Below are 12303 nucleotides of genomic sequence, written 5' to 3' on the forward strand. Positions count from 1 at the left end.
TTCGCCGGGGTCAGCCGTCCCGGTCGAGGCCGGCCCTCAACCGCTGGACGGCCTCGACCAGTTCGCCGGGTCCGGGCACTCCGGCGAAACTGAGCCGGACGTACGGGGCCGGCGGCTCCGCGCAGAAGTAGGGGCGGCCCGGGGCGACGGCGACTCCGGCGCGCAGGGCCGTCGCCGCGAACGCGGAGTCGTCCCCGCCGCCCCCGGGGCGCACCCACAACTGGTATCCCCCGGCGGGCAGATGGGGCAGTTCGACGGCGGGCAGCTCCCGGCGCAGGGCCCCGGCCAGTACGTCCCGGCGGTGGCGCAGCTCGGTGGCGACGGCCCTCAGGTGGCGGGGCCAGGCGGGTGCGCCGACGAGTTCGAGGGCGGCTTCCTGGAGCGGGCGGGAGACGAAGAAGCTGTCCACGACCTGGATGGCCCGCAGCCGGTCCAGGACGGGTCCGCGGGCGGCCAGCGCGCCCACCCGCAGACTGGCCGAGGTGATCTTCGTCAGGGAGCGGACGTGGACCACGACCCCGTCGGCGTCCTCGGCCGCGAGGGCGGCGGGCAGCGGGCCGCAGTCCTCGTGGGCCAGGGACCGGGCGTAGTCGTCCTCCACCACGAAGGCCCCGGCGGCCCGGGCGATCCGCAGCACCTCGGGCCGCCGCGCGGCGGAGAGCACGGCGCCGGTCGGGTTCTGGAACAGCGGCTGGCACACGAAGACCCGCGCGCCCGTCGCTTCGAACGCGGCCGCCAGCAGCTCCGGCCGGACCCCTTCGGCGTCCACCGGGACCGGTACGGGCCGGCAGCCCGAGGAACGGGCGATGGCGAGCAGTCCGGGGTAGGTGGGCGACTCGACCAGTACCGGACTCCCGGGCGGGGCCAGCGCCCGCAGGGCGGTGGTCAGGGCGCTCTGCCCGCCCGCGGTGACGAGCACGTCGGCGGCCCCCACGGACCCGGAGGCCCCGCCGATCTCCCGGGCGAACCAGTCCCGCAGCTCGGGCAGCCCCTCCACAGGCGGGCGCCCCCACGCCCCGGGCCGGCGTCCGGCCCGGGCCAGGGCCGCCGCCATGGCCCGTTCGGGCTGGAGCGAGGGGTGCAGGTAGCCGCCGTTGAGCTCGATGACCCCGGGCGGCGGCGCGGCGAGCGAGATCAGCACCCCGGAGGCGTCCACGGAGCGCGGCACCACCTCCCCGGCACCCTCGGCGCTGAGGGCGACCTCCTGCCAGGAGGTGTCGGCCGGTGCGGGGTCCGCCGTACGGGGCCGGGCGCGGAAGGCGCCGGAGCCGGGCCGGGTGACGACCAGCCCTTCGGAGGCGAGCTGGGCGAGGGCCCGGCTGACGGTGACGGGACTGACCCGGTAGCGCTCCACCAGGGCCCGGCTCGACGGCAGCTTTCCACCCACTGGATAGCGGTTGACCTCGGAACGCAAGGATTCCGCGAGTTCCGCCACACTGCTACGCTCGTACATGACAGCACAGAATAGCGCTACTCGCCCCCTCTCGATAGCGGTCCGGCCTGCGTCCGGTCCGACGGCCCCGGCGGCCGGTGCGGGGAGCGGCGCGGACCACGGTGGGAGCGGCGCGGACCACGGCGGGAGCCCCGCCGCCGGCAACCGTTCGGGAACGCTGCTCGCCCTGCTCGGAGTCGTCGCCTTCTCGCTGACCTTCCCCGCCACCGCCTGGGGCCTGGAGAGCTTCGGCCCCTGGTCGCTCGTCGCCCTGCGCAGCGTCCTCGCCGCCGCCGTCGCCGGGGTCTTCCTGCTGGCCGGCCGGGTCCGGCCGCCGGCCCGCGAGCACTGGGCGGGGCTGGCCGTCGTGGCGGGCGGGGTGGTGGTCGGCTTCCCGCTGCTGACCACCCTGGCGCTGCGGTCCTCCACCACCTCGCACGCGGCCGTCGTGGTCGGCCTGCTGCCGCTCACCACCGCCGCACTGTCGGCCCTGCGGACCGGGGCCCGTCCGTCGCGGCGGTTCTGGGCCGCGGCCGTCACCGGGGCCGCGATCGTGCTGGGCTTCACCCTCGCGCAGAGCGGCGGCAGCCCCTCCGCCGGTGACGCCTACCTGTTCGGGGCGCTGCTGGTGTGCGCCGCCGGGTACACCGAGGGCGGCCGGCTCGCGCGGACGCTGCCGGGCTGGCAGGTGATCGGCTGGGCCCTGGTGCTGTGCCTGCCGCTCAGCCTGGCCGGTTCCGCGCTCGGTCTCGCGTACGAGCCGGTGCACCTCACCGGCCACGGCCTGGCCGGACTGCTCTGGGCGGCGGCCGGGTCCACCTTCCTCGGGCTGTACGTCTGGTACCGGGGCATGGCCGCCATCGGGGCCCCGCGCGCCAGCCAGCTCCAGCTCGCCCAGCCCCTGCTGACCCTGTTCTGGTCGGTGGTCCTGCTGGGCGAGGAACTGTCCCCGGCCACCCCGCTGGCCGCGTGTGCGGTACTGGTCTGCATCACCGCGACCCAGCGGGTCAAATAGCCGCGAACCGCCCTAAACTGCTAACACCGGATCGGATCGGACCGCCATCGAGGAGGTCACTATGCGCGCTACCGAGGGCGACCAGCTCGTGCAGCACGGCAGGGTGGTCGGACAGAACGACAAGGTGGGCGAGATCACCCAGGTCCTGGGGGAGAACGGAACCCCGCCCTACCGGGTCCGCTTCCAGGACGGGCACGAAGCGCTCATGGCTCCCGGACCCGACTGCGTGGTCCGGCACCCGGTCGACCCCGCCGCAGGCTGACGGGCGGAACCGGATTCAGCGCGGCGGCACGGCCGTCGGATAGTGATCGGCGACGACCGTGGCCATCGCTCCGTTGGGGTCCGCGGCGACCTGCTTCGCCGAGAAGTAGGAGTGGCCGCGGACCTCGGGGTGCCTGCGGGCCAGCCGCAGGTGCCGCGACAGCTCCGCCGGATCCCGCCAGGCCGCGATGGGGCTGTCGGCGTCGCAGCGGTACAGCGCCTCCCCCACGTACAGGTCGACGCCCGTGCCGGCGACCGTCCGGGCCCACCAGGGCACGACGGCGGCGTAGTCGGCGGTCGGGTGCCCGATGTGCCAGTACGCCTGCGGGGCGATGTAGTGGAGCCAGCCCTCGGTGACCCACTTGCGGGTGTCCGCGTAGAGGTCGTCGTAGGTCGCCACTCCGGCCCGGGTCGCCGAGCCCTGCGGGTCGACGTCGCCGTTGCGCCAGACCGCGAACGGGCTGATGCCGAACCGCGCCGCGGGACGTACGGTGCGCAGCCTCTCCGACATCTCGCGCACGAGGGTGTCGGTGTTGTGCCGGCGCCAGTCGGCGCGGGAGGCGAAGGAGCCGCCGTACTCCGCGAAGGCCTCGTCGTCGTCGAAGTACTCTCCCGCGACCGGGTACGGGTAGAAGTAGTCGTCCCAGTGCACCCCGTCCACCGGGTACCGGGCGACGGCGTCGAGCATCGCCTCCTGCACGAAGGCCCGCACCTGCGGCAGGCCCGGGTTGTAGTAGAGCTTGCCGCCGTACGCGACGGTCCAGCCGGGATTGCGGCGCGCGGGGTGCGAGGCGACCAGCCGCCGCGGATCGGTGTGGTTGGCGACCCGGTACGGGTTGAACCAGGCGTGCAGTTCCAGGCCCCGCGCGTGCGCCTCGGTGACCGCCGTCCCCAGCGGGTCCCAGCCCGGGTCGCGGCCCTGCTGCCCGGTCAGCCACTGCGACCAGGGCTCCCGCGCCGAGGGCCACAGCGCGTCGGCCGCGGGCCGGACCTGGAGGATCACGGTGTTGAGCCGGCGCTCGACCGCCGCGTCCAGCAGGGACAGCAGCTCCGCGCGCTGCGTCGCGGCGGACAGCCCGCTCCGGGAGGGCCAGTCCACGTTCTCCACCGTGGCGATCCACATCCCCCGGAACTCGGGTCCGGTCCCCCGGGCCGCGCCCGCCCCCTCCGGCGCCGCTCCCGCCGCCGGCCGCCGCACCGCTGCCGCCGCCGGGCCCGCCGCGGTGGCGGCCAGCACCCCCGCCGCCGCGGCCAGCAGCCGCCGCCGTCCGATGTACCCCATGTGACGACTCCATTTCGTTCCGTGACATTGCTCCGCGTGCGATCAGCATGCCCGCCCCGGCCCGCCACGGGCGTCAAGGACGGGGGTAACGTCGGGGGGCGTGGCGGGCGCCGGAACGCAGTTACCACTGCCGAAGTACGGGGGACCCGCGATGGATGAGCAGCGAAAGGCACGACGTGACGGACCTCTCTACCCTCCCGACCGACATCGCCCGGGTCGGCGTGGTGGGCTGTGGCCAGATGGGCGCGGGCATCGCCGAGGTGTGCGCCCGCAGCGGTCTTGAGGTGAAGGTCGCCGAGACCACCGGCGAGGCGCTGGAGATCGGGCGGACCCGGCTGCACAACTCCCTGACGAAGGCCGCCGAACGCGGCAAGATCAGCGAGGAGGAGCGGGACGCCACCCTGGCCCGCCTCAGCTTCACCACCGACCTCGGCGAGTTCGCCGACCGTGACCTCGTCATCGAGGCGGTCGTCGAGAACGAGCAGGTCAAGACGGAGATCTTCCAGGTCCTCGACCAGGTGATCACCCGGCCGGACGCGATCCTGGCCTCCAACACCTCGTCCATCCCGCTGGTGAAGCTGGCCGTCGCGACCTCGCGCCCGGACCAGGTCATCGGCATCCACTTCTTCAACCCGGCCCCGGTCCAGCAGCTCGTCGAGCTGATCCCCGCGCTGACCACCGGCGAAGAGACCGTCAAGCGGGCCGAGGCCCTGGTGCGGGACGTGCTGGGCAAGCACGCGATCCGCGCCCAGGACCGTTCCGGCTTCGTGGTGAACGCGCTGCTCATCCCGTACCTGCTGTCCGCGATCCGGATGTTCGAGTCGGGCATCGCGAGCCGCGAGGACATCGACAACGGCATGGAGCTGGGCTGCGCCCACCCGATGGGCCCGCTGAAGCTCGCGGACCTGATCGGCCTGGACACCGTGGCCTCGGTCGCCGACAGCATGTACGCCGAGTTCAAGGAGCCGCTGTACGCCGCTCCCCCGCTGCTCCAGCGGATGGTCGACGCGGGCCGCCTCGGCCGCAAGACCGGTTCGGGTTTCTACCCGTACGGCTGATCCCCGGACCGGCCGCCGCCCAGCCGCAGGTGGTGCAGCAGGAGCAGCCCGGCCGCCATGTTGGCGGCCGGGATCTCCCCGCGCGCGATCATGTCCGGTACGAGTTCCAGCGGGACCCATTCGCGGCGCGAGGACTCGAACGCGTCCTGCGGGTGCCCGGTGTAGGTCGCGCCGTCGGCCCAGTACAGGTGGTGGCGGGCGTCCGTCAGGCCGTTGGAGGGCTCCACCGTCATCAGGTGGTGCAGCGGGCCCGGCCGCCAGCCCGACTCCTCCTCCATCTCCCGGGCCGCCGCGCACGCGATGTCCTCGCCGTCCTCCACGACCCCCGCGGGCAGCTCCCAGCCCCAGCTGTCAGTGATGAACCGGTGCCGCCACAGCAGCAGCACCTCGTTGGCCCCGTTGACGGCGGTGGCCACCGCCACCGGCCGCAGCCGGATGACGAAGTGGTCCAGGTGCCGGCCGTCGGGGAGTTCCACGTCGGCGAGGTTCACGTCGAACCAGCGGTTCTTGTACACGGTCTGCTCACTCAGGTTCGTCCACTGCACGGTATTGCCACCTTCCGCTTCCGTTGGTGGCAACATCGCAGCAGTTCACGTGCTCAGAGGGGAACGCGCAGCGCCTCGTCGATGAGCAGCGCGGTCTCCTCCGCGCCCGCCGAGCCGCAGGTCAGCAGCTGTTCGCGGACCGTCCGGAGCCGGTCGCGCAGCCGCAGCGACTCCATCCCCTTGGCCCGCTCGGCCATTTCGGCCGCGGCCGCGACCGCCCCGTCCGCCTCGCCCTGCCGCAGCTGGATCTCGCACAGCATCGCCAGCCGGTGCACGCGGCCCCGGTCGTGCGCCGGGGTGCCCACGGCCTGGGCTGCCTGCGCGTGCGCCGCGCTCAGGTCGCCCAGGCTCAGCAGCGCCTCGGCGACCTGTACGTTCACCAGCCCGGGCTGGACGTAGCCCGTCTCGTCGGGCTCGGTGCCGGGCCGGATCTGCCCCGCCGCCGATTCTGCGCGCCGGATGCAGGACAACGCGGCCGCCGTCTCGCCGAGTTGGGCGTACGCCTTGGCCTGCATCGCGTACAGGTCGGCGGACAGGGCCGGGGTGGTGTGCCGGCCGGCGGCGCGCAGCGCGGCCTCGGCGAAGGCGACGGCCTGGCGGTACTCCCGCAGGTGCAGCGACTGGTTGACCAGCAGGGCGATCACGTACGCCCCGAGCCCGCGGTCCCCGCTGGCCTTCGCGAGCCGCAGCGCCTGGTGGAAGTAGCGCTGGGCGAGCCCGTGGGCGTCGGAGTCGTACGCGCAGATCCCCGCGACCGCCACCAGCGAGCCGGTGGCCCGGTACAGCAGGCGCCCGACCGGGTCGGGGTAACTGCCGCGCAGCATCGGGGCCGTCTCGTTGCCGAGGAAGCGGACGATGCGGGCCCGGGTGGCGACGCCCCCGGCCCGCCGGTACATCAGCTCGTAGTGCGCGCGGGCCGCCCGCAGGATCTCGATGTGCTCGGGTCCGATCCGGTGCGGGCCCTCGCGGGACACGTCCGCGTCCTCGGGCGGGTTCTCCCACTCCCACACCGGGATCACGGCCGGGGTGCCGGTGACGGCACCGGCGGTGAGCTGCCCGGGGCGGCCCAGCTCGTCGGAGCGCCACAGGGCGGTGGCGCGGTCCACGAAGCCGCTGAGCCGGGCCGTGTCCGGGCCCGGCAGGCCGGGTACGCCGAGCCCGATGTCGTCGAGGCCGACGGGGCGGTGCAGGCGGCCCCCGAGGACCTCGCAGATCAGGTCGGGCACCTGGCCGCGCGGCCGCTGCCCCTTCAGCCACCGGGACACCGCGGTGTGTTCGTAGCGCAGTGCGAGTCCGCGGGTGCGGCCCGCCTGGTTCACGTGCGCGGCGAGTCCGGCGTGGGACATGCCCGCCTCGGCGAGGAGGGCGTCGAGCAGGGCGTTGGGCTGCATGGGCCCCTCCATGGGCTCGTCGGAATTCAGGCTAGCGGGTGCGCGGTTCACACGGGGTGTGAACCAAGTACGCGCATAAATGCGATACGCACCCTGCCGCGGAGGGGCTCCGGGGCGCTTCACTGAAGAGCCTCGCCAAAGAGGCCGCTCGGGTCGTCGGCTCCCCCTCGTACAGTGCGACGACCCGGCACCGCGCCGCCCGCCTTGCTGTCTGCCCGACACTCCATGGCAGGCGGGCGGCGCGCCACGGCTGCTGCTGGCTCCGGTTGGTCGCCGGGCCCCCGGCAGCCGGGCCGTATCCGCACCGGGCCCGTCCACCGGCCCGGTGCGGAGCGGCACCACCGGTACGGGTGCGGACGACCCGGACGGGTGGGCACGGCCGGGCCGTTCAGGGGCGGTCGTTGCGCAGGACGAGCAGGGCGACGTCGTCGGTGAGCCGCCCGCCGGTATGGCGCAGCAGCGCCGCGTGCACGCCCGCCACCAGCCGCGCGGGCGTGAGCGCCGGTGCCTGCGCGAGGACCCGCCCGAGCGGGAAGAAGCGGCCCTGCCGGTCCCGGGCGTCCTCGGCCCCGTCGGTGTGCAGGACGAGCGTCTCGCCGGGCCGCAGCGTCCCGCAGTCCTGGGGTCTGAGGTCGTGGGGCAGCGGCACCACCCCGAGCGGCGGCAGCGTCTCGCCGCCGGCGAGCGGCGCCACCGAGGCCCGTCTCGGGGGCCCTTGGGCGGTGCCCGCCCGGTGGCGGGGCGGGCGGGAGTCGCCGCCGCCGCACAGGGCGGGGTGGAAGGCCCCGCAGGGTTCCGGCTCGGCGTGCTCGGCCGCGGGCCGGATCCGCAGCGGCCAGGGGTGGCCGCAGTTGAGGGCCACAACGGAGCCGCCCGGCGCGATCTGGAGCAGCAGTACCGTGACGAACTCCTCCGCCGCGGGCGACTGCGGTTCGGCCGGGCAGGACGCGGGGTGCTCGGAGCGGGCGCGGTCGCGCACGTGCCGGCCCAGCGCGCGTTCCATGCGGCGCAGGACCCCGCCCAGCGAGGGCTCGTCGTACGCCGCCTCCCGGAAGGACCCGAGCACGGCCGCGGCCGCCCCGAGCGCGGGCAGCCCGTGGCCCCGTACGTCCCCGATCACCACCCGGACCCCGTAGGGCGTCGGCACCGCCTCGTACAGGTCCCCGCCGACCGCCGCGCCCCGGCTGGCGGACAGCTGGGCGGCGGCCAGCGCCAGACCGTCGATCCGTCCCGGCAGCGGCCGCAGCAGGACCCGCTGGGTGGCCCCGGCGATCTCCCGCGAGCGGCGGAGCTCGGCGCGCAGCCCGCGCCGGACGTGCAGGGCGCAGCCCGTGGCCAGCAGCAGGAACGCCGCGCAGGTGGCGAGGCTCGCCGGCCACCGGCCCGGGGACGCCAGTTCCCAGGACACCGCGACGGCGCCCCAGGCCAGGAGGCACGCCCGGCGCGTCAGGGGCATCTCCCCGCGCGTGATCATCCGTAGGTCGCTCCCCTCCGGCTCTGCGGCCGGAACGATTGTGTCGACCTCCAGACGTACCGGACACGGCGCGTCGGGCTTCTCACCCGAACGAGTGAGGCGGGGCATCCGGCGCCCGACATGGCGAAAGGGGCGCGTCCGGTGGTCCGGACACGCCCCTCTCGGCCGCTCTACGGCAGCGCGGTCACGCGCCGCGCAGCACCGCTCCGGTCCGCTCGGCGGCCAGCGCCACCGCCGCGTCGCGGGCGGCCGTGGACTCCTCGGCCGTCAGCGTGCGGTCGGCCGCGCGGAAGCGCAGCGCGTAGGCCAGGGACTTCTTGCCCTCGCCCACCTGCTCGCCGGTGAACACGTCGAACAGCCGCAGGGACTCCAGGAGTTCACCCGCGCCCTTGCGCAGTGCGGCCTCCACGGAGGCGGCCGGCACGGACGCGTCGACGATCAGCGCGACGTCCTGGGTCGCCACCGGGAAGGTGGAGATCCGGGGCGCCTGGAGGGCCTCTCCGCCGGCCGCCGCGAGGCGGTCGAGGTCGAGCTCCATCGCGCTGGTGCGGGCCGGCAGGCCCATCGCCTTGACGACGCGGGGGTGCAGCTCGCCGGCGTGGCCGATGACCGTCTCCACCCCGTCCAGGGTGACGAGCAGTTCGGCGCACCGGCCGGGGTGCCAGGGGCCGTACTGGCCCTGACGGACGACCAGTTCGGCGCCGGCCTCGACGGCCAGCGCGCGGGCGGCCTGGACCGCGTCCGCCCAGTCGGCCGGGCGGCCCTTGCCCCACCAGCCGGCCTGCTCGCGGCCGCCGGCCAGCACGACCGCGGCGTACCGCGGCTGCGCGGGCAGGGCCGCGTTCAGGGTCTCGATCTCCTCGTCGGTGGGACGCCGGTCGACGCCCAGCCGTACGGCGACGCCCGGCTGGGCGGCGGCCCTGAAGACCGAGCCGGTCTCGAAGAGCGCGAGGTCGTGGCTGCCCCGGCTGTCGTTGCGGCGCAGCGCGCCGAGCAGACCCGGCAGCAGCGTGGTGCGCAGCGCCGGCTCCTCGTCGGAGATCGGGTTGACCAGCTTGACGACCTGGCGGGTGGCGTCGTGCGCCGGGAGCTGGAGCTGGTCGAAGACCTGCTCGCCGATGAACGGGTAGCTCAGGGCCTCGACGTAGCCGGCGCCGGCCAGGGCGCGGCCGACCCGGCGGTGCAGCTGCTGCCGGGCGGTCAGACCGCGGCCGGAGGGGACCTGCGGGAGGGTGGAGGGGAGGTTCCCGTAGCCCTCCAGGCGGATGACCTCCTCGGCGAGGTCGTTGGGCTCGGCGAGGTCGGGCCGCCACGAGGGGACGGTGACGACGAGCTCGTCCTGGCCGTAGACGTCGCAGCCGACCTCCTGGAGGCGGCGGACGACGGTCTCGCGGCCGTAGTCCATGCCCGCGACCCGGTCGGGGTGGTCGGCGCTCATCGCGATGGTGCGCGGGGCGCCCGGTGCGGTGAGCTCGGTGACCCCGGCCTCGGCGGTGCCGCCCGCGAGCAGCACGAGCAGGTCGACGGTCCGCTGCGCGGCCGCGGCGGCGGCCTGCGGGTCGACGCCCCGCTCGAAGCGCTTGGAGGCCTCGGAGGAGAGCTTCAGGCGGCGGGCGGTGCGCGAGATCGACACGGAGTCGAAGTGCGCGGCCTCGATGACCACGTCCGTGGTGCCCGTGACCTGGCCGGTGTGCGGGTCGGTCACGGAGTCGGCGATCTCGGTGTCGGCGCCGCCCATGACACCGGCGAGCCCGATCGGGCCGCTGTTGTCGGTGATCACCAGGTCCTCGGAGTCGAGCGTGCGCTTGACCCCGTCGAGGGTGGTGAACTTCTCGCCCTGCTCGGCACGGCGGACGCCGATCGCGCCGTCGAGGCGGGAGCGGTCGTAGGCGTGCAGCGGCTGACCGAGCTCCAGCATCACGTAGTTCGTGACGTCGACGGCCAGCGAGATCGGGCGCATGCCCGCCTTCTGGAGGCGGCGCGTGAGCCAGATCGGGGACCGGGCCTCGGGGTCGAGGCCCGTCACCGTACGGGCGGTGAAGCGGTCGCAGCCGGCCGGGTCGTCGATCTTGACCAGGTAGCCGTAGGAGTTGGGCGCCGGGACGTCGAGCAGCGCCGGGTCGCGCAGCGGCAGGCCGTAGGCGGTGGCGGCCTCGCGGGCCACGCCGCGCATCGACATGCAGTAGCCGCGGTCCGGGGTGATGTCGATGTCGAGGACCTCGTCGACGAGCTGGAGGAGCTCGATCGCGTCGGTGCCGACCTCGTACTCGTGCGGCAGCACGATGATGCCGTGCGTGCCGTCGTCGCCCATGCCGAGCTCATCGCCGGAGCAGATCATGCCGTGCGAGGTCTTGCCGTAGGTCTTGCGCGAGGCGATCGCGAAGTCCCCGGGCAGGACGGCTCCGGGCAGGACCACGACGACCTTGTCGCCGACGGCGAAGTTCCGGGCGCCGCAGACGATCTCCTGCGGTTCGCCGGTGCCGTTGGCCTGGCCGACGTCGACCGTGCAGAAACGGATCGGCTTGCGGAAGCCCTCGAGCTCCTCGATGGTCAGCACCTTGCCGACGACGAGGGGGCCCTGGAGGCCGCCGCCGAGCTGCTCGACGGTCTCGACCTCAAGACCGGCGTCGACCAGCTTGGCCGCCACGTCGCGGCCGGTTTCGCCCGCGGGGAGGTCGACGTACTCCCGCAGCCAGGAAAGCGGGACGCGCATCAGATCTCACTCCCGAACGGCCGGGTGAAGCGAACGTCACCCTCGACCATGTCTCGCATGTCTTCTACGTTGTGACGGAACATCAGCATCCGCTCGATGCCGAACCCGAAGGCGAACCCGCTGTACTTCTCCGGGTCCACGCCGCAGGCGGTCAGCACCTTGGGGTTGACCATGCCGCAGCCGCCGAGCTCGATCCAGCCCTCGCTGGAGCAGGTGCGGCAGGGGCGGTCGGGGTTGCCCACCGACGCGCCGCGGCACACGTAGCACTGCATGTCCATCTCGGCGGACGGCTCGGTGAAGGGGAAGAAGTGCGGGCGCAGGCGCGTGGTGGTGCCCTCGCCGAACAGCTCCTGGACCATGTGGTCCATGGTGCCCTTGAGGTCCGCCATGGTCAGGCCCTCGTCCACGGCGAGCAGCTCGACCTGGTGGAAGACCGGGGTGTGCGTCGCGTCGAGCTCGTCGGTGCGGTACACCCGCCCCGGGCAGACGATGTAGACGGGGGGCTTGCGCTCCAGGAGCGAGCGCGCCTGCACCGGGGAGGTGTGGGTGCGCAGCACGACGCCGGACTCGTCGCCCTCGGTGCCTTCCGGCCCCCGGACGAAGAAGGTGTCCTGCATCTGGCGCGCCGGGTGGTCGGGCGTGAAGTTGAGGGCGTCGAAGTTGAACCACTCCGCCTCGACCTCGGGGCCCTCGGCGACCTCGTACCCCATGGCCACGAAGATGTCCGCGATGCGGTCCATCAGCGTGGTCAGGGGGTGGCGGGCGCCGGCGGGGACCCGGTCGTAGGGCAGCGTGACGTCCACCGCCTCCTCGACCAGCACCCGCTCGTCGCGCTCGGCCTCCAGCTCGACCGTGCGGGCCCCGAAGGCCTTGTTCACGGCGCCGCGGGCCTGGCCGACGCGCTTGCCCGCCTCGGCCTTGGCCTGGGGCGGCAGGGCGCCGATCTCGCGGTTGGCGAGCGCCAGGGGCGAGCGGTCGCCCATGTGCGCGGTCTTCGCCTCGCGGAGCTCGTCGAGGTCACCTGCGGAGGCGAAGGCGGCGAGCGCCTCGTCCCGCATGCGCTCGATCTCTTCCGGTTTCAGTGCCTCGACCTCGACAGGGTCGTACGACTTGTTCGGTGCCGACATCTCTT

At 74.3% G+C, this 12303-nt stretch carries 10 protein-coding genes; 3 read left to right on the forward strand and 7 right to left on the reverse strand.

Annotation, left to right across the window (positions count from 1 at the left end):
- Positions 1-10 precede the first annotated feature (10 nt).
- Entirely contained in the window at positions 11-1660 is a 1650-nt protein-coding gene (locus AC07B0_RS29920) for an aminotransferase-like domain-containing protein (RefSeq protein ID WP_478899309.1), read from the reverse strand.
- Here AC07B0_RS29920 and AC07B0_RS29925 point away from each other — a divergent pair.
- Both AC07B0_RS29925 and AC07B0_RS29930 read left to right on the forward strand, forming a co-directional pair.
- Entirely contained in the window at positions 1644-2447 is an 804-nt protein-coding gene (locus AC07B0_RS29925; protein WP_478899329.1) for a DMT family transporter, read from the forward strand. The two genes, AC07B0_RS29920 and AC07B0_RS29925, sit on opposite strands and share 17 nt — an antisense overlap.
- Positions 2448-2508: 61 nt before the next feature.
- Positions 2509-2709: a DUF1918 domain-containing protein gene (locus tag AC07B0_RS29930; protein ID WP_356880170.1), complete on the forward strand. Its 201-nt coding sequence runs from the start codon at positions 2509-2511 to the stop codon at positions 2707-2709.
- A gap of 15 nt (positions 2710-2724) precedes the next feature.
- On the opposite strand, the gene AC07B0_RS29935 is transcribed toward AC07B0_RS29930, so the two are convergent.
- Positions 2725-3990 (reverse strand): glycoside hydrolase family 10-like protein, encoded by a 1266-nt coding sequence (locus AC07B0_RS29935; protein ID WP_469383895.1) that lies wholly within the window; start codon positions 3988-3990, stop codon positions 2725-2727.
- A gap of 155 nt (positions 3991-4145) precedes the next feature.
- Here AC07B0_RS29935 and AC07B0_RS29940 point away from each other — a divergent pair, with 155 nt between their 5' ends.
- Positions 4146-5048, forward strand: a complete 903-nt coding sequence (locus tag AC07B0_RS29940) for a 3-hydroxybutyryl-CoA dehydrogenase (RefSeq protein WP_478899311.1) — start codon at positions 4146-4148, stop codon at positions 5046-5048.
- On the opposite strand, the gene AC07B0_RS29945 is transcribed toward AC07B0_RS29940, so the two are convergent.
- The 5 genes from AC07B0_RS29945 to pheS all read right to left on the reverse strand — a co-directional run bounded on the left by AC07B0_RS29945 (position 5033) and on the right by pheS (position 12298).
- Positions 5033-5593 carry an NUDIX hydrolase gene (locus AC07B0_RS29945; protein WP_467294512.1) on the reverse strand — a complete coding sequence of 187 codons (561 nt, stop codon included), beginning with the start codon at positions 5591-5593 and terminating at the stop codon, positions 5033-5035. The genes AC07B0_RS29940 and AC07B0_RS29945 overlap by 16 nt on opposite strands.
- Before the next feature lie 53 nt (positions 5594-5646).
- Positions 5647-6984, reverse strand: a complete 1338-nt coding sequence (locus tag AC07B0_RS29950; protein ID WP_478866598.1) for a transcriptional regulator — start codon at positions 6982-6984, stop codon at positions 5647-5649.
- A 388-nt stretch (positions 6985-7372) separates the two neighbouring features.
- Positions 7373-8458, reverse strand: a complete 1086-nt coding sequence (locus tag AC07B0_RS29955; protein WP_356880178.1) for a PP2C family protein-serine/threonine phosphatase — start codon at positions 8456-8458, stop codon at positions 7373-7375.
- A 184-nt stretch (positions 8459-8642) separates the two neighbouring features.
- A complete protein-coding gene (gene pheT, locus AC07B0_RS29960) occupies positions 8643-11171 on the reverse strand; it encodes a phenylalanine--tRNA ligase subunit beta (protein WP_356880180.1) in 2529 nt (842 codons plus the stop codon).
- The gene (pheS, locus tag AC07B0_RS29965) at positions 11171-12298 is read right to left on the reverse strand and encodes a phenylalanine--tRNA ligase subunit alpha (protein WP_356880182.1); all 1128 of its coding nucleotides are present in this window, start codon (positions 12296-12298) and stop codon (positions 11171-11173) included. Before pheS ends, pheT begins: the two co-directional genes overlap by 1 nt.
- Positions 12299-12303 lie beyond the last annotated feature (5 nt).

The sequence above is a fragment of the Streptomyces sp. NPDC044704 genome (assembly GCF_056433525.1).

Excerpts from the sequence above, each read along its gene's own strand:
- AC07B0_RS29940 (WP_478899311.1), top strand. The coding sequence starts at position 4,146 with ATGAGCAGCGAAAGGCACGACGTGACGGACCTCTCTACCCTCCCGACC.
- AC07B0_RS29950 (WP_478866598.1), bottom strand. The coding sequence starts at position 6,984 with ATGCAGCCCAACGCCCTGCTCGACGCCCTCCTCGCCGAGGCGGGCATG.
- pheT (WP_356880180.1), bottom strand. The coding sequence starts at position 11,171 with ATGCGCGTCCCGCTTTCCTGGCTGCGGGAGTACGTCGACCTCCCCGCG.
- pheS (WP_356880182.1), bottom strand. The coding sequence starts at position 12,298 with ATGTCGGCACCGAACAAGTCGTACGACCCTGTCGAGGTCGAGGCACTG.
- AC07B0_RS29955 (WP_356880178.1), bottom strand. The coding sequence starts at position 8,458 with ATGATCACGCGCGGGGAGATGCCCCTGACGCGCCGGGCGTGCCTCCTG.
- AC07B0_RS29935 (WP_469383895.1), bottom strand. The coding sequence starts at position 3,990 with ATGGGGTACATCGGACGGCGGCGGCTGCTGGCCGCGGCGGCGGGGGTG.
- AC07B0_RS29930 (WP_356880170.1), top strand. The coding sequence starts at position 2,509 with ATGCGCGCTACCGAGGGCGACCAGCTCGTGCAGCACGGCAGGGTGGTC.